This window comes from Mesorhizobium sp. WSM1293, assembly GCF_000513875.1.
GTDB lineage: Bacteria > Pseudomonadota > Alphaproteobacteria > Rhizobiales > Rhizobiaceae > Mesorhizobium > Mesorhizobium ciceri.
Genome location: NZ_AZUV01000010.1, coordinates 63,705 through 79,256, shown reverse-complemented (window position 1 = coordinate 79,256; position 15,552 = coordinate 63,705). Strand labels below are relative to the sequence as shown.

Annotated in this window: 17 protein-coding genes; 12 read left to right on the top strand and 5 right to left on the bottom strand. The window is 61.8% G+C overall.

Annotated features, from left to right (window positions below):
- Positions 1-489 precede the first annotated feature (489 nt).
- Both M729_RS0113855 and M729_RS0113850 read left to right on the top strand, forming a co-directional pair.
- Positions 490-1,962, top strand: coding sequence for a protein adenylyltransferase SelO (locus M729_RS0113855; protein ID WP_027161885.1), 1,473 nt, complete (start codon positions 490-492; stop codon positions 1,960-1,962).
- Between the two features lie 328 nt (positions 1,963-2,290).
- Complete coding sequence (locus M729_RS0113850) at positions 2,291-2,803, top strand: ferritin-like domain-containing protein (protein WP_027161884.1); 513 nt, start codon at positions 2,291-2,293, stop codon at positions 2,801-2,803.
- A 620-nt stretch (positions 2,804-3,423) separates the two neighbouring features.
- Here the strand turns inward: M729_RS0113850 and M729_RS0113845 are convergent.
- Positions 3,424-3,729, bottom strand: a complete 306-nt coding sequence (locus M729_RS0113845) for a hypothetical protein (RefSeq protein WP_024504611.1) — start codon at positions 3,727-3,729, stop codon at positions 3,424-3,426.
- Positions 3,683-3,886, bottom strand: coding sequence for a hypothetical protein (locus M729_RS1000000139685; protein WP_275955479.1), 204 nt, complete (start codon positions 3,884-3,886; stop codon positions 3,683-3,685). The genes M729_RS0113845 and M729_RS1000000139685 overlap by 47 nt, the downstream gene beginning before the upstream one ends.
- A gap of 563 nt (positions 3,887-4,449) precedes the next feature.
- On the opposite strand from M729_RS1000000139685, the gene M729_RS0113840 reads away from it, so the two are divergent.
- From M729_RS0113840 to M729_RS0113795, 10 genes are read left to right on the top strand one after another with little or no spacing between them, the layout of a single operon-like run.
- Entirely contained in the window at positions 4,450-5,154 is a 705-nt protein-coding gene (locus M729_RS0113840) for a heme-binding protein (protein WP_013525145.1), read from the top strand.
- Positions 5,151-7,031, top strand: a complete 1,881-nt coding sequence (locus M729_RS0113835) for a methanol/ethanol family PQQ-dependent dehydrogenase (protein ID WP_027161883.1) — start codon at positions 5,151-5,153, stop codon at positions 7,029-7,031. Before M729_RS0113840 ends, M729_RS0113835 begins: the two co-directional genes overlap by 4 nt.
- A complete protein-coding gene (locus tag M729_RS0113830) occupies positions 7,012-7,881 on the top strand; it encodes a substrate-binding domain-containing protein (protein ID WP_027161882.1) in 870 nt (289 codons plus the stop codon). The genes M729_RS0113835 and M729_RS0113830 overlap by 20 nt, the downstream gene beginning before the upstream one ends.
- Positions 7,878-8,411, top strand: a complete 534-nt coding sequence (locus M729_RS0113825; RefSeq protein WP_027161881.1) for a c-type cytochrome — start codon at positions 7,878-7,880, stop codon at positions 8,409-8,411. Before M729_RS0113830 ends, M729_RS0113825 begins: the two co-directional genes overlap by 4 nt.
- Complete coding sequence (coxB, locus tag M729_RS0113820) at positions 8,408-9,418, top strand: cytochrome c oxidase subunit II (RefSeq protein WP_164920095.1); 1,011 nt, start codon at positions 8,408-8,410, stop codon at positions 9,416-9,418. Before M729_RS0113825 ends, coxB begins: the two co-directional genes overlap by 4 nt.
- Positions 9,415-11,391, top strand: coding sequence for a cytochrome c oxidase subunit I (ctaD, locus tag M729_RS0113815; protein ID WP_082826784.1), 1,977 nt, complete (start codon positions 9,415-9,417; stop codon positions 11,389-11,391). The genes coxB and ctaD overlap by 4 nt, the downstream gene beginning before the upstream one ends.
- On the top strand, positions 11,388-11,993 hold the full coding sequence (locus M729_RS0113810; RefSeq protein WP_013525139.1) for a cytochrome c oxidase subunit 3: 606 nt from the start codon (positions 11,388-11,390) through the stop codon (positions 11,991-11,993). Before ctaD ends, M729_RS0113810 begins: the two co-directional genes overlap by 4 nt.
- A gap of 1 nt (position 11,994) precedes the next feature.
- Positions 11,995-12,336, top strand: coding sequence for a hypothetical protein (locus M729_RS0113805; RefSeq protein ID WP_013525138.1), 342 nt, complete (start codon positions 11,995-11,997; stop codon positions 12,334-12,336).
- On the top strand, positions 12,333-13,211 hold the full coding sequence (locus tag M729_RS0113800; protein ID WP_027161879.1) for a cytochrome c oxidase assembly protein: 879 nt from the start codon (positions 12,333-12,335) through the stop codon (positions 13,209-13,211). Before M729_RS0113805 ends, M729_RS0113800 begins: the two co-directional genes overlap by 4 nt.
- Positions 13,192-13,608: a c-type cytochrome gene (locus M729_RS0113795; RefSeq protein WP_027161878.1), complete on the top strand. Its 417-nt coding sequence runs from the start codon at positions 13,192-13,194 to the stop codon at positions 13,606-13,608. Before M729_RS0113800 ends, M729_RS0113795 begins: the two co-directional genes overlap by 20 nt.
- A 74-nt stretch (positions 13,609-13,682) precedes the next feature.
- Here the strand turns inward: M729_RS0113795 and M729_RS0113790 are convergent, their stop codons facing one another.
- Genes M729_RS0113790 through M729_RS0113780 form a run of 3 tightly spaced genes read right to left on the bottom strand, consistent with a single transcriptional unit; the run spans position 13,683 to position 15,516 of the window.
- Positions 13,683-14,522 carry a DUF3618 domain-containing protein gene (locus tag M729_RS0113790; RefSeq protein ID WP_013525135.1) on the bottom strand — a complete coding sequence of 280 codons (840 nt, stop codon included), beginning with the start codon at positions 14,520-14,522 and terminating at the stop codon, positions 13,683-13,685.
- Positions 14,519-14,911, bottom strand: a complete 393-nt coding sequence (locus M729_RS0113785; RefSeq protein WP_013525134.1) for a phage holin family protein — start codon at positions 14,909-14,911, stop codon at positions 14,519-14,521. Before M729_RS0113785 ends, M729_RS0113790 begins: the two co-directional genes overlap by 4 nt.
- Positions 14,908-15,516, bottom strand: coding sequence for a DUF1206 domain-containing protein (locus M729_RS0113780; protein ID WP_027161877.1), 609 nt, complete (start codon positions 15,514-15,516; stop codon positions 14,908-14,910). Before M729_RS0113780 ends, M729_RS0113785 begins: the two co-directional genes overlap by 4 nt.
- Positions 15,517-15,552 lie beyond the last annotated feature (36 nt).

Genomic DNA, 15,552 nt, shown 5'->3' with positions numbered 1-15,552 from the left:
CTTCTTTGATCTCGCCTGATGACATGCCCGTACGGATCCGCCCGGCGAGCGTATGGGTTGCGGTCACCGTACCGTCGGGCATCATCATAAAACTGACGTCCGCGCCATTCGGGAGGCGCCCCAGCTGCAACGTAGTCTCGATAGTTTTTCCTTCGCCTGCGGCCTAGTACGGCCATGAGGGTGACCGACAAGATCGGCGTCATGGACAAAGGGCGGAATGGATCCACTAGGCCTATCGGTGGTCGAGACAGCAGAAGGGGTCAGCTTGCCTGTCGCCTTTCGTCGCACGGTACCCCGAAACGCGACGTAGGCGGGTAGTTCAAAGCTTATCCGGTGCCGGCCTGATGGATCCGAATGGTACCAGCGAGATTGTGTCCTATATGACAAGTGAAGACAGTCTCCTCGAGACGGGAGCTGTTGGGTCCTTCCCGTCAGAGCCAGATTGTCATGACGGCACCTGCGACCGCCGAATAAACCCAGGGCATTCAGATGCGGCTTCTCGCCCTCAACAACAGCTATGCGCAATTGCCCGAGCGCTTCTTCGCGCACACAGATCCGAAGCCGGTGTCCGAACCCCGGCTGATCCGATTCAACCGGCCACTTGCGGAGGAACTCGGGCTCGATGCCGACCAGCTTACCAGCCCGGATGGATTGGATATGCTCTCTGGCCATAGATTTCCAGAAGGCTTGCAGGCAATCGCCCTGGCCTATGCAGGTCACCAGTTCGGAAACTTCGTGCCTCAGCTCGGCGACGGGCGCGCTCTGCTGCTTGGCGAGGTGGTGGACGTTAACGACATTCGCCGTGACATCCAGTTGAAGGGATCGGGACCGACGCGGTTCTCGCGCAATGGCGACGGCCGCGCAGCCGTCGGCCCGGTTCTGCGCGAGTATGTCGTCAGCGAAGCAATGGCCGCGCTGGGCATTCCGACGACGCGAGCCTTGGCGGCTGTGCTCACCGGGGACCCGGTCTATCGCGAGGTCCGGCTGCCCGGCGCTGTCCTTACAAGAGTGGCGGCCAGTCATATCCGGTTAGGCACCTTCCAATATTTCGCTGCGCGCCACGATACCGGAGGCCTCAAGATCCTCGCCGACTATGCCATTGAACGCCACTTCCCGCAGCTGGTCGGGCAAGCGCGTCCGTACCGAGCTTTGCTTGAGGCCGTTGTCGCTGCACAGGCCGATCTGGTGGCGCGCTGGATGCTGGTCGGCTTCATCCATGGCGTCATGAACACCGACAACATGACGATCTCGGGCGAGACGATCGACTATGGCCCATGCGCCTTCATGGACGCTTATGACCCGATCGCGGTGTTCAGTTCGATCGACCGTGTCGGCCGCTATGCCTATGCCAACCAGCCTCATGTGGCGACATGGAATCTTGCACGCTTTGCCGAGACTCTGCTGCCGCTCATGAGCACGGACGAGAGTGAAGCCGTCTCTGAAGCCGAAGAGGTGCTTGGGTCTTTCCAGTCCTCATATGAGACTGTGTTGCAGCGCGGCTTCCGCAGAAAACTCGGATTGCTGACCGAGGCGGAAGGCGACTTGCTGCTCGCGGCTGATTTTCTGGATGTATTAGCTCGCAGCGAAGCCGACTTTACACTCGCCTTCCGGCGTCTGGGCGACGACCTCGCCGCCCCGGACGATCAGGGCGGGGCGCGGCAGTTGTTTGAGGATCCAGGCGCATTCGATATTTGGTCGGCGCGCTGGCGCCAGCGCATCGCAAGCGATGCTGCCGACACGGCCGCGCGCCGGGCGGTCATGCATGCCGTCAATCCCAAATTCATCCCTCGCAACCATCGCATCGAGGCTATGATCCAGGCGGCGCTGGGCGGGGACTTCACACCTTTCGAGGAGATTCTGAGGGTCATCAGCCGGCCCTTCGATGAGCAGCCGGAAATGGAACGCTATGCTGACCCGCCACGCCCGGATGAACGCGTCTTAAAGACATTCTGCGGCACATGAGACATTGAATGATGGCCGGTTAACATGTGCAAATGCGGAAGACGCTTCGCAAGCTACCGTCGTGAGTAGTCGGAAGCGTCTGATCTATGACGATTATGGACTCACGGAAGCTTGTCGATCACCCGTGCCGATGCTTCCTCCGTTGCAGCCAGGCCTACCTGAGCGTCCGGCGGCGGGTGCTGGGAGACAGGTCTTGAGCGTCATGGCTGTCCTGAATAAATTGGTCGCGTTCAATTTCACTGCAATCAGAGAACGCTCTCCGGAACCAGTTGCCCTGCATCGAGTTGCTATTCCGCCTCGCTTTTGAGCGCGAACGGGAGAACACAGGATGGCACCCACTAAGAAGGCATCACCGAAGGGCCTGAACGAACTTTTCCACGACACGTTGAAGGACATCTATTTCGCCGAAAAGAAGATCGTTGCGACGCTGCCGAAAATGGCAAAGGCCGCTCAAAGCCCAGATTTGAAGGCGGCGTTCGAAAAGCACCGCGAGGAAACGAAAGAACACGTTGCCCGGCTCGAACAGGTTTTCGAAGTGATCGGCAAGAAGCCGCAGGGAAAGACGTGTGCGGCTATTGTGGGCATCACCGATGAAGGTGCCGAGATCATGGAGGAATATAAGGGCACACCTGCCCTGGACGCCGGCCTGCTGGCTGCGGCCCAGGCTGTGGAGCACTACGAAATCTCACGCTATGGCACACTGAAGACCTGGGCCTCCGAACTCGGGTTCGATGAAGCGGTTTCGCTCCTCAATTTAACCCTTGGAGAGGAAAAAGCGACCGACGAGGCGCTGACACAACTCGCTGAATCGGCTGTCAACATGGCGGCCGAAAACGTGTAGTAGCCCCACCAGGCGAAGACTGGCCCGTGGCGTACGCGAATCTCACGGGAGGTATCAGTGGGATATCCAGGTACGCTCGTTTCAAGACTACTCGGCAAGAAGCCCGGCCCCGCTGGCAACGGCGATATGTGCAAGTCGACTGGCGCGGGTCCTGCAATAGCAGCACATTCGAAAGGCGCGAAGACAACGGCGCCGACCGGCCAGAACCGATCGGCGGCAGCAAAAGAAAAATGACCGACGCCGTAGGAGCGTAGTCACTGGACAGCCAACAATGCGACCTTTGACGCCCATTTCCGGTCAACCCTTTGAATCAGGCGGTTGAGTCCTGTCCAGACTGCCCCGTCAGGTCGACTTGCAAGGCTTGCAACCAGTAAAATAACAGTGTCATCAGTACAAGCCATCGACAAACGGTCTAAATTGTTAATTGGACATATGTTATATTTCCTCCCTCTCTAAAAATCGACCGATGCGCAATATTATACCCTGCAGAAGACCCACTGAATGAATTACGCAGGTCCAAAGGATCGCAAGTAAACCTCTAATAGGCCATTCCAGATTTCGAATGCAGTTCAGCTCGGGAAGGAGGGTCGCAAAACCCAACCCCGGAAGCGTCTGGACCTTTAGACCAATGCCATCGGTAGGTAGCGGATGATGATCTCGTCCTGCCGGAAACGGCGCTCCAACTCCGCTCGGCGCCTTCGCCAATCGGGCAGATCGACTTCTTCCGTCATCACCTCGAAGATGACAATCTCGTCCATGTCGGACTCTTTTCCCTCCCTCCATACCCCTTCCGCGGGCGTCCGAAAATACGCGGTGACACCTTTGAAGGTATTGGCGAGTTCGTCCTTCACACGATCGAAGTCTTCCTTGGCGAAGGGCTCACCCGCGTTGTCGGAACGAGGAAGCAGGATCTGGACAAGGTGCATGCGGCCGCCTCCAAGCTCTTCCAACGGCGGCGACCGGCATCATGTTCCATCGGCTGACGCTGCGGGCAAAGGCGCAAATGTGAACCAGGCTGACAGGAAGTTCCTGCATTCCGTGACTCCAGATGGGAATCCTGGCCTTGCGTGAAAGTGCTGCCACCCGCAGCCAGCCCGTGACACCGCCGCAGTTGGAGGCGTCTGGTTGGATGTAGGCGAGCCTCGACCAAGCAAAGGCGTGCCCGAGTCCTCAAGACATGCAGGTTTTCTCCCATTGCCAAGGGCCGACAGGTTGCCTTGGCAATGCTGGCGCAACGTTCATAGGTGCCTGCACAATGGGCAGGGATCAGTCAGCCCGTTAACTGCCTGTTTTGGCTACGTTTTCCTTCTCGCCGGGTGTCGTTTGCATCACAATACACGTATGACAGTAGGTACCACGATCTCGGCCGCGGATATTGCGCCGGCGACACGGACAGACGGCAACCTTGCATCGGCGCACGCGGCTGCGCAATTTTTTGCAAAAGCAGGAACATAGCTGCATCGCCCAAGTTAAATAGCGACGGCATTGGACCACGGACGCATTTTCGCATTTTCCAGGATGCCAGAATGCTGCGGGGTTCTTTGATGCTCGAACGAATGGGCAGGACAATGTATCGCTGTCGGCGTTTGCTATCAGCCTTTGGTCTGGTGTTGTTGACGAGTGGCCTGTTCCCACAGGGCCAAGCCATGGCACAGGCGCCCTGCCCGGCCGACCACGATAAGCTGCTCGCCGCCCTCAAGGCCAATGTGAAAGCAAGCGGCGGACCTGCCAACGGAGGCTTTGAGACCAACGAATGGGCCGCTGTCGTTGCCCGCGATGGCGCCGTGTGCGCGATCGCTTTCAGCGGTCCCACCGCCGATTCGCAATGGCCAGGCAGTCGCCTCGTCGCGGCGGAGAAGGCCAATACAGCCAATGGGCTCAGCCTGGCGCAAATGGCCCTATCGACGGCCAATCTCTACGCGGGGACGCAGCCGGGCGGGCCGCTTTTCGGCTTGCAGGAGACCAACCCGGTCAACCAGGCCGCAGCCTATGCGGGCGATCCCAAAACGTTTGGAAGTGCCAGCGATCCCCTCGTCGGCAAGCCAATCGGAGGCGTCGTCGTGTTTGGCGGCGGGCTTGCCCTCTATGACGGCAAGAGCATCGTCGGAGGCCTCGGGGTCTCCGGAGATTCCTCATGCGCCGATCACAATGTCGCCTGGCGTGTTCGCGCGGCGCTTGGCCTCGACAAGGTTCCCGCCGGGGTCAATCCCAATCGCAAGGACGCCATCGTCTACGATGTCGATCCCGGCGGCAAAAGCGCCTCGGGTTGGGGCCATCCGCTTTGTGCCGGCACCGAGGCTGACATCGCGGCGGAGCTCGGCGCCGGCGTGGGAGGCTCGATCCACAAATGAAGGGCATGCTGCACCCGGCACGAGCGCGCGTTGACGCAGGACAAGGCGCCCGCGCATTGGCGACCGAGAATTCTTTTCGCACCCGCATACTCCCGGTGATGCTGCTGGCATGCGGCCTGTTTCTGAGCGGTGCCTCGGAGCCCGCATCGGCGGCGGCTATCGCGCCGCCCGCCGCCGCGGCGCCACCCGATGACGGGCAATGGACAATGCCGGCCAAGAACTACGCGTCGACCCGCTTCAGCGAACTCAGCGAGATCAACGAAGGCAACGTCAAGAACCTGCAGGTCGCCTTCACCTTCTCGACCGGCGTAAACAAGGGCCAGGAAGCAGCGCCGCTGGTCGTCGGCAACAACATGTACATCGTCACGCCCTTTCCCAACATCGTCTACGCGCTCGACCTTTCCAGGCCCGGCGCGCCGATGAAGTGGAAGTACGAGCCCAATCCCGAGCCGGCGGCACAAGGAGTGGCCTGCTGCGATGTCGTCAACCGCGGAGCGGCCTTCGCCGACGGACGCATCTTCTTCAACACGCTGGACGGCCACACGATCGCGCTCGATGCCAATACGGGCAAGCCGATCTGGAACACTCATATCGGCAACATCAACATCGGCGAGACCATCACCATGGCGCCGCTGGTGGTGAAGGGCAAAGTTCTGGTCGGCAATTCCGGCGGCGAAATGGGCGTCCGCGGCTGGGTCAAAGCGCTGGATGCCGGAGACGGGCATGTTGTCTGGACGGCTTATGGCACTGGACCCGACAAGGATGTGCTGATCGGCCCGGACTTCAAGCCCCACTACGACATGGACAGGGGCACAGACCTTGGCGTGACGACATGGCCACCGGAAGCCTGGAAGATCGGCGGCGGCAATATGTGGGGCTGGATCTCCTACGATCCGGACTTGAACCTGATCTTCCACGGCACAGGCAATCCAGGACCGTGGAATCCGGATTTGCGGCCAGGCGACAACAAATGGACGTCCGGTATTTTCGCGCGTGACGCCGATACCGGAGCGGCGAAGTGGTTCTATCAGTGGAGCCCGCATGACCTCCATGACTATGACGGCATCAACGAGCAGATCCTTCTGGACATGACCTGGCAAGGCAAGCCGCGCAAGGTCCTTGTCCGACCGGAACGCAACGGCTACCTCTATATCCTCGATCGGACCACTGGAGAGGTGCTATCGGCCACAGCCTATGGCCCGGTCAATTCCAGCAAAGGCGTCGATCTGAAGACCGGCCGCCTGATCGCAAACCCTGACAAGAGAACCGGCACCGGCAAGGTGGTCCGAGACATTTGTCCGACGGCATCCGGCCTCAAGGACTGGCAGCCATCGGCGTTTTCGCCGAGGACCGGCCTGCTCTATATCCCCCACAACAATCTCTGCATGGATGAAGAAGGCGTCGAGGTAAACTACATCGCAGGCACGCCCTATGTCGGCATGAACGTACGTATGATCCCCGGGCCGGGCGGCAATCGTGGTGCCTTCACCGCCTGGGATGTTGCCGCCGCCAAGCCGGCCTGGGTCCTGAAGGAGAACTTTCCGGTATGGAGCGGCACCGTCGTCACTGCCGGCAATGTCGTCTTTTACGGGACCATGGAAGGCTGGTTCAAGGCGGTCAGCGCCAGGACTGGCGATCTGCTTTGGCAGTTCAAGACATCGTCCGGCATCATCGGCCAGCCAATAACCTATCGCGGCCCCGATGGGCACCAGTATGTCGCAATTCTGTCGGGCGTCGGTGGCTGGGCCGGCGCCATCGTTTCGGGCGACTTAGACCCACGCGATGCCACCGCGGCACTTGGCTTCGTCAACGCGATGAAGGATCTGAAGAACGCTACCACGGCGGGAGGCACGCTTTATGTGTTCCGGCTGCCTTGATGGATTGAACTTGACCGTACGTCCGGCGCGAAACGCGTTCCAACGGGTGGCGATCGGCATGGCCGGGCTCGCCTTGTTGCTCTTTCCGGCTGTTGCCAACGCACGTGAATTGAGAGTGTGCGCCGACCCGAACAACATGCCGTTTTCCAATGCGGCCGGTCAAGGCTTCGAGAACAGGATCGCGGAAATTGTCGCCACTGATCTTGGCGCCAAGCTGACGTATACCTGGTGGGCGCAGCGCCGTGGCTTCATCCGCAACACGCTGAAGGCAGGCCTTTGCGATCTCGTGCCCGGCACGCCTGCCAATCTCGAAATGCTGCGCACCACCACGCCTTACTACCGTTCGTCCTATGTCTTCGTGACCCGCCAGGACGGCCCGGACGTGACGTCCTTCAACGACCCGCGGTTGCAAGAATTGCGCATCGGTGTTCAGCTCATCGGCGACGATGGCGCCAACTCGCCGCCTGTCCAGGCGCTTGGCCGCCGCGGCATTGTCGGGCACCTCATCGGCTACCCCGTCTATGGCGACTACTCTGCTCCCAACCCGCCGGCGCGCATCGTCGAAGCTGTCGCGAACGGCGAGATCGACCTTGCCGTGGTCTGGGGTCCGCTCGCCGGCTATTTCGCGCAGAGGCAAAAGGTGCCGCTCCGGATCACGCCGGTCACGCCTCGCATCGATGGACCGCAACTGCCGCTGATGTACGACATCTCAATGGGTGTTCGACGCGAGGACGATGCGCTGCGTGGCGATGTGAATAGCGCGCTTGCCCGACACAAGGCCGAGATCGACGAGGTTCTGGCGCGATACGGCGTACCGCGTCTGGACATGGCCGGGAGACCGGCCCGATGAGGCGCGCTCTGGCGATGTTGCTGCCCTTGACACTGGCCCTGGTCGCCTGCCAGCGCGAGGAGCGCGACACGCGACCGCAATCGGCGCTCGGCTCAGGTGAGCAGCCGACGCCTGTGACCACGTTGGAGCCGGGCGGACAGCGACCCTCCCCCACCGACAACAAGGCGGCGAGCTTCGAGGCCAACGCCTTCCACATGAGCGAGGGCAAACGCCTGTTCGGCTGGTTCAACTGCTCGGGCTGCCATGCCAATGGCGGTGGCGGCATGGGTCCGGCGCTCATGGACGAGAAGTGGATCTACGGCAGCTCGATGGAAAGCATCCACGCCACGATCCGCGACGGCAGGCCCAACGGGATGCCAAGCTTCGGCCAGAAGATACCCGACGACCAGATATGGGAGCTGGCGGCCTTCGTGCGCGCACTGGGCGGCAACGCGCCGTCTTCCGCCGCGCCGCAACGCGATGACGACATGATGGTGCATCCCTCGGAAAACCGCCTGCCGGATGCCGCGACACTGGGCAAATCACCGTGAAGCGCCCGGCCTCGATGGCCTTCGCCTTCTGTGTCCTGTTTCTGCAGGGATGCGCAGGCTGGCAGTCGGCGCTTGACCCGAAGGGCCCCGCAGCCGGCGAGCTGGCCTGGCTCATCTGGTTCTTTACCGCGCTTTGCGCGGTTGTTTGGGCGCTGGTGATGATCGCTCTCGCAGCACCGCTGGTCATGCGATCGCGTTCCGGCGATGAACCCCTCCTACTCGACGAAGCGGCCGAACGCGGCAAGATGCGCGTGGTCGTGTCCGCCGTCGGAGTGACCACCATCATCCTGATCGGACTGACGCTGCTAAGCTTTTTCGCCAACAGGACGCTGGCTGCGATCGGCTCGGAGGCTGCGCTGACAATCAGGGTGACCGGGCACCAGTGGTGGTGGGAGGTGCGCTACGAGGATGCTACGCCGAGCCGCATCCTGACGACGGCAAACGAGATTCATATCCCTGCCGGCGAGCCGGTGCGGCTGCTTTTGACCTCGACCGATGTGATCCATTCCTTCTGGATCCCAAGCTTGGCCGGCAAGCTCGATCTTATCCCGGGCCACATGAACGTCCTGGATATCAAGGCGGACAAGCCAGGCGTCTACCGTGGTCAATGCGCTGAATTCTGCGGTGCGCAGCACGCCAACATGGGCACCTTCATCATCGCCGAGCCGCGCCCGAAATTCGATGCCTGGCTGAACGACCAGTTGCAGCCTGCCGGCGCGCCGGCGAGCGGCGAAGCCAAGGTCGGTGCGGACCTGTTCCTCAAACGCCCCTGCGTGATGTGTCACAGGATCGGGGGGACGCCGGCCGGCGGAACGGTGGCTCCCGATCTCACCCACATAGCCAGCCGGCAGACGCTCGCTGCCGGGACCTTGACGATGAGCCGCGGCAATCTCGCCGCCTGGATAGCCGACCCGCAAGGCATCAAGCCCGGCTCCCACATGCCGGTGGTGGAGCTCAGCGGCGATGAGCTCAATGCCGTGGTCGCCTATCTCGAGGGTCTGAAATGAGCAGCGCGGATCTCACAAGCCAACGCGACCTGCCGCCGGAGCGCAAGGTATCTGCAAAAGGCGACATCGCGCCCGAGCATGACGGACCGCGCGACACCGGCATGGATGATGCCGGCCTGCATCGCTGGCTCGAGCGCACCTGGCGGACGCCATCCGGCATCGTCGGAGCCTTGTCGAGCGTCGATCACAAGGTGATCGCACGACGCTATTTGATCACCGCTTTCGTGTTCCTTGGTCTTGGCGGCCTCAACGCTGTCGTCATGCGCATCCAGCTTTCTGGACCGCAACGCGGGCTGATCGGGCCCGACCTCTACAATCAGCTGTTCACCATGCATGGCGTTACGATGATGTTTCTGTTCGCCGTGCCCATCATGCAGGCGACCGGGATCTACCTGGTGCCGCTGATGGTCGGCACCCGCAACATCGCGTTTCCGCGCCTGAACGCGTTCAGCTACTGGGTCTACGTCTCGGGCGGCGCTTTCGCCTGGGTGTCCTTCGCCCTCAACATGGCCCCTGATGTGGGCTGGTTCGCCTACGTACCGCTGTCCGGCCCCGAATTCGCACCGGGCAAGCGGGCTGACGTCTGGGCGCAGATGATCACCTATACCGAAGTGTCGTCACTGGCCGTCGCGGTGGCGACCATCGTCACGGTCTTCAAGCAGCGAGCCCCCGGCATGTCGCTGGACAAGATCCCGCTCTATGTCTGGGCGATGCTGGTCACTTCCTTCGTCGTCGTCTTCGCGATGCCGGCGGTGATGATCACCTCGACTTTCCTGATCCTTGACCGGCTGGTTGGCACGCACATCTTCAACCCGGCCGAAGGTGGGGATGCTCTGCTGTTCCAACACCTCTTCTGGTTCTTCGGCCATCCGGAAGTTTACATCATCTTCCTGCCGGCGACGGGCATGGTGTCCTCGATCATTCCTGTTTTCGCCAGGCGACCGACATTCGGTCATCTCGGGCTGGTCCTGTCGCTGATCGCGGTCGGCTTCCTTTCGTTCGGGCTTTGGGTCCATCACATGTTCGCCACCGGCCTGCCAAAGCTTGGCGCCAGCTTCTTCACCGCATCCAGCATGATGATCGCCATCCCGAACGGCGTACAGATCTTCTGCTGGCTGGCAACATTATGGGACGGCAGACCGGTGATCCGAACTCCGTTGCTGTTCGTCTTCGGCTTTTTCTTCATCTTCGTCATCGGCGGGCTGACGGGCGTGATGCTCGCCTCAGTGCCGTTGGATCTTCAGGTCCACGACACCTATTTCGTCGTCGCCCATTTCCATTACGTGCTGATCGGCGGCTCGGTGTTCCCGTTGCTTGGCGCGGCTTATTTCTGGTTCCCGAAGGTCACCGGCCGCATGATGAGCGAACGCCTCGGGCGGTGGCATTTCTGGCTGGCCTTCATCGGGTTCAATGCAGCCTTTTTCCCGATGCATCTGGTCGGCCTGTGGGGCATGCCACGACGTGTCTACACCTATCCGGCCGAGCTTGGCTGGGGCAACATCAACCTTTTCATCTCGGCTGGGGCGTTACTCTTCTTCCTGAGCTTTGTCCTGTTCACCTTCAACCTTGTGCATGGCGCGTTGAAAGGCACCTCGGCCGGCAACAATCCGTGGGACGCAGGAACCTTAGAGTGGGCAACATCCTCGCCGCCGCCGAGCTATAATTTCGCACGCATTCCCATCGTGACTCATATCGAGCCGCTCTGGGCCGAGCGCGAGGCGCTCCCTGTAGCGACCGGGCTCCGCGTCGACGCGCGCGAACTCCTCATCTCGACCGTGGCCGAAGCTCATCCCGACATTCGCGAGAAATCGGCCGCCCCTTCGATCTGGCCGCTTTTAGCGGCGCTGGCCGTCGGCGGCACGTTTCTCTATTCAATCTTCACGCCCTGGGCGATCGTCTGGGGCGCCGCGCCAATCGCCATCACGTTGATCGGATGGTTCTGGCCCAAGGGCGATCCGGAGGACGAGGAATGAAGCAGCGCGCCGCCGCCGATCTTTCTGGCCTGCCCACCTTCGGGCACGGTCCGCGCAGCCCGACCTGGTGGGGCACGCTGGGTTTCATGGCGCTGGAAGGCACGGGCTTCGCGCTGGCGGCCGGCGCTTATCTCTACCTTGCGCAGTCATGGCCAGACTGGCCGCTCAGCGCACCGCGCCCGAACCATTGGCCCGGAACGATCGTCACCATTTTGTTCATCGTCAGCCTTGTGCCTAACCACATCCTCCACCGCTATGCCAAGCAATGTTCGATGGTGCCGGTGCGGATCGGGCTGATGGTCATGTCGCTGCTCGGCATCGCTCCGCTCGTCGTGCGCTGGTTCGAATTCCCGGCCCTCAACATCTATTGGGACACCAATGCCTATGGATCGATGCTCTGGGTGCTGCTCGGGCTGCACACCACCCATCTCATCACCGATGTCGGCGACACTATCGTGCTGACTGTGCTGATGTTCACGCGCCACGGCTATAGCGGCCGTCGCTTCGGCGATGTCGGCGACAATGTCTTCTACTGGGACTTCGTGGTCCTGACCTGGATTCCGATCTATCTGCTCATCTACTGGGTGCCGAGGCTAGGCTGAGATGCGTGCATTACGCCTGGGAACGTCTTGGGGTGGTCTTCTGTCAGGGCCGCTGGCGTGGGCGGTCTCGACACAGCTGAATTATGCGCTGGTGCCCTGGCAATGCAATCGCCAGGTGCCGGTCGTGCTTCCCGTGGCGCTGCTGCTCGTCTTGTTGTCGCTGCTCGGCGGGGCGCTGTCGTGGCGGGCGAAGCGGCGAGGCGGTGCCGCATTCAAGCCGGAGCGTACGCGCGCCACAGAGCGCTTCGTCGCCAATCTCGGCATGCTGTCGGCGTTGCTGTTTGCGCTTGTGATCCTCATGCAAGGCAGCGCAGCGCTGATCCTGGATGAGTGCCTGCGATGAATCTGGACGGGCTGTTCTCTACTTCCATCTGCTACGGCGCCGGCGCACCCCAGGCCGGGTGGACGCTCGCGCTGCCCATCACCCTGCCACTTGCCGTGCTTGCCCTGATATATGTCGTTGGAGCTGGCCGGCTTTGGCGGCGCAGCAGCCGCGGCAGGACTCTGCGGCTGCGCCAGGCTCTGCTGTTCACGGCCGGATGGGGCGTGTTGACGGCCGCGTTGGTCAGCCCGATTCATGCACTCGGTGAGCAGATCTTTGCGGCGCATATGATCGAGCATGAACTGCTGATGGCCGTGGCGGCGCCGCTGCTGGTCTCCGCCAGCCCGGCTGCGGCCTTGATGTGGGGATTTCCCGCCGGGGTCCGGCGCATTCTTGGAATGGCCGGGCACGGCAGATGGCTGAATGCGGTTTGGTCTTTCGTAACTCGACCGCTCAGCGCGACCATTGCCCACGGCCTGGCCATATGGATCTGGCACCTTCCGGCGTTGTTCGAGGCCGCGCTCGAACGCGGCGTGATGCACTATGCACAGCACGCGAGCTTCTTCGGAACAGGGCTGCTGTTCTGGTGGGTACTCTTGCCGCGTCCCGGCCGCCAGCATGCCTATGGGACCGCAGTGATGCATCTTTTTGTCACCTCGCTGCACACTGGCCTGCTTGGCGTGCTCCTGCTGCTCTCGCCGCGGCTCTGGTACCCGCAGAACGCGGTGGGTGCCGCACTATGGAATTTGAGCCCCCTGGAAGACCAGCAACTTGCCGGGCTGGTGATGTGGGTTCCCGCTGGACTGATCTATGGCGGCGCAGCGCTGCTGCTGGCCGCGCTGTGGATCAAGGCGAGCGGAAGGGGGGAGGCGGCGCATGCCTACGAGCTTGTCTAAGCTGCTTGCCGGCGCCAGCGCCGCGCTGGTGCTGCTCGTTGCGGGCGTGGCCGGAATGACCTGGTGGTCCGATCAGGCGGCGCGCATCCGCCACGAGGCGGAGGCGGCCACGGGAGGTGACATTGCGCGCGCCATGCCGATCATGACTGCGAATGGTTGTTCCGGCTGCCATACGATTTCGGGCGTGCCGGGCGCGCAAGGGCAGGTCGGTCCACGCCTCGACGCCAGTCTTGCTGACCGCACCTTTATCGGCGGCGGGCTGGCCAACAATCCAGAGAACCTGATCCGCTGGATACGATCTGCCAGGGAAATCAATCCGCGCACGGCCATGCCATCGACCCGAATTTCGGAGCAGCAGGCGCGCGATATCGCGGCCTACCTCTACGCTCTTAAATGATTGAGCGGTTCACCGTTTGACGGGCAACGCCGACCCTGTGTGGAAGAGACCGACTATCGCCGATCCAGGATCATCTAGCTTTGATGCTGAGACGGATCGGATATCCGTTCACGCACGGCATGCTCGGTCTTGTCTGCTGTGGACTTCACGATCTCGCCGAGCTGATCGGCGATCGTGTCTGCTTCCATATGTTGCCGGCCAGCTTCCTGCTTGATGGTCTCATAGGCTTCGGCGGCGACCTGCTTGGCCTCGTCGAGACCCCTGTCGAGCATGGTTTCGGCGGTATCGCGAAGCTTGTCGCCATAGGCGCCTAGCTGCTCATCCTCCGTTGCGGTATGGGGCAGCATTGCACCTATGGCGGCGCCGATGGCGAGACCCGCGGCCGCTATGGCCAAGGGCTGGTTCTCCAACAGATCTTGCGCGGAGCGGGTGGCTTTCGCCGCCATGTCGCCGGTCACCGATCTTGCAGTGGCCGTGCTGCCCGTCAAACCCTCCGCGGCGCTGCTTGCCGCGCTGGAAACGGTATCGCCGACGCTGGTGGCAGCTGATGACAGAGATGCGGCGGCATCGGAAAGCGTGCTGCCCAGGCCTCCACGTTCCCGTTCATCATGTCGTCCCGGCGCCGAGGGCATTGAGTAGCCAGCCGAACCGCGGGCGGTGTCTGCGATACCACTGCCAAACATCAGCCAAGCCAGACCCGCTCCCACCATGGTGACCGGCAAAGGATTGTCTCGGACCTGCGTTCTGAGGTTGGCGAGCATGGCCGAACTCTCCCCTCCCGAGAACAGCCCGGTGAACTCATCCAGCAATTGTCCCGGCGACATCCTGCCTCGAATGGATTCGGCGGTCTCCATCACCCGCGCACGGGCTGCCTCGGCCTCGCGTTCAAGTTCGGCTGCGGATTTCTCAGTCATCTCACTTGTTCCTTGATCACGCTCGCGTCGCGCTTGAGCTGTTCCTGGGTGCGGTCGGGGGTAAGTTCCGAAGGCGCCATGCTGGCCGTCCCGGTCCGCAGCAGGATAATGCCGAGGGCCGCCACGACCACGCCGACCAGCAGGGAAGACCACCCCGCGCCAAGTCCTGCCCGCGTCAGTGCAATAACGAGTGCCTGCAGCAACACCATTAGCGCGGCGAGCAGGCAGATCGCGCCGCCCAGCACTTCCGCGGCACCTGCTCCGGCCTTGGCAAGCTTTTCAGAAAGCTCGGCCCGAAACAGCCTGGCCTCGGTTTGCACCAAAGTGGTGACATTCTGGGCCAAGTCGGTGATCAGCCCGGCAAGGCTTGGGTTGTCCTGGGTGTTCATCTGTCCTGCTCCGTGCTCTGCATGGCCCCATCATCGCCGACGACGCCAGAATCCTGCGACCGATCAGCGGACCAACCCTGTGCCTGATCGGTGTGGGATTTGAGGTCTCCCGGCGCATCCTGAAATTCTGGACCCGCCGGCGGCGAGGCCTTGATGAACCGCCCGAGAGCCAATCCGGCCAATACCGATCCGGCAAGCAGGACACCGGGATTTTGCCGGCCAAAGGACTGCACGTCCTCCAGGACCTGGCCGAACGGCTTCTGTTTCAATGACGATGAAAGCCGCTCCAAGCCACCGGCAGCATCCAATGCGAACTTCGATGCGTTCCTTTCATCGTTGTTGGCCAGGTGATCACTGGCCGCGCGCAGTGCGCCGCCCAGCGCCGCCAGAGTCGATCCGATGTCGCGCTGCGCTTCCTGCGCCTTGTCGGAGATGACCTCCCTGGCTTCAGATGCATAGTCGCCAGCCTTGCGGGTGACCGTGTCACGCGCGTCGTGAAGCAACTCGCTGGCACGCTCATTTTCCTGGCGAAGCCTTTCGGAAACGTCGCTTTTCGCCTTGTCGAAATCGGTGGGCTGTCCGCCCTGATCGTTTTCATGCTGCATGGGGCCACCTAGTGAAGACCGAGGAAGGAGAGGACC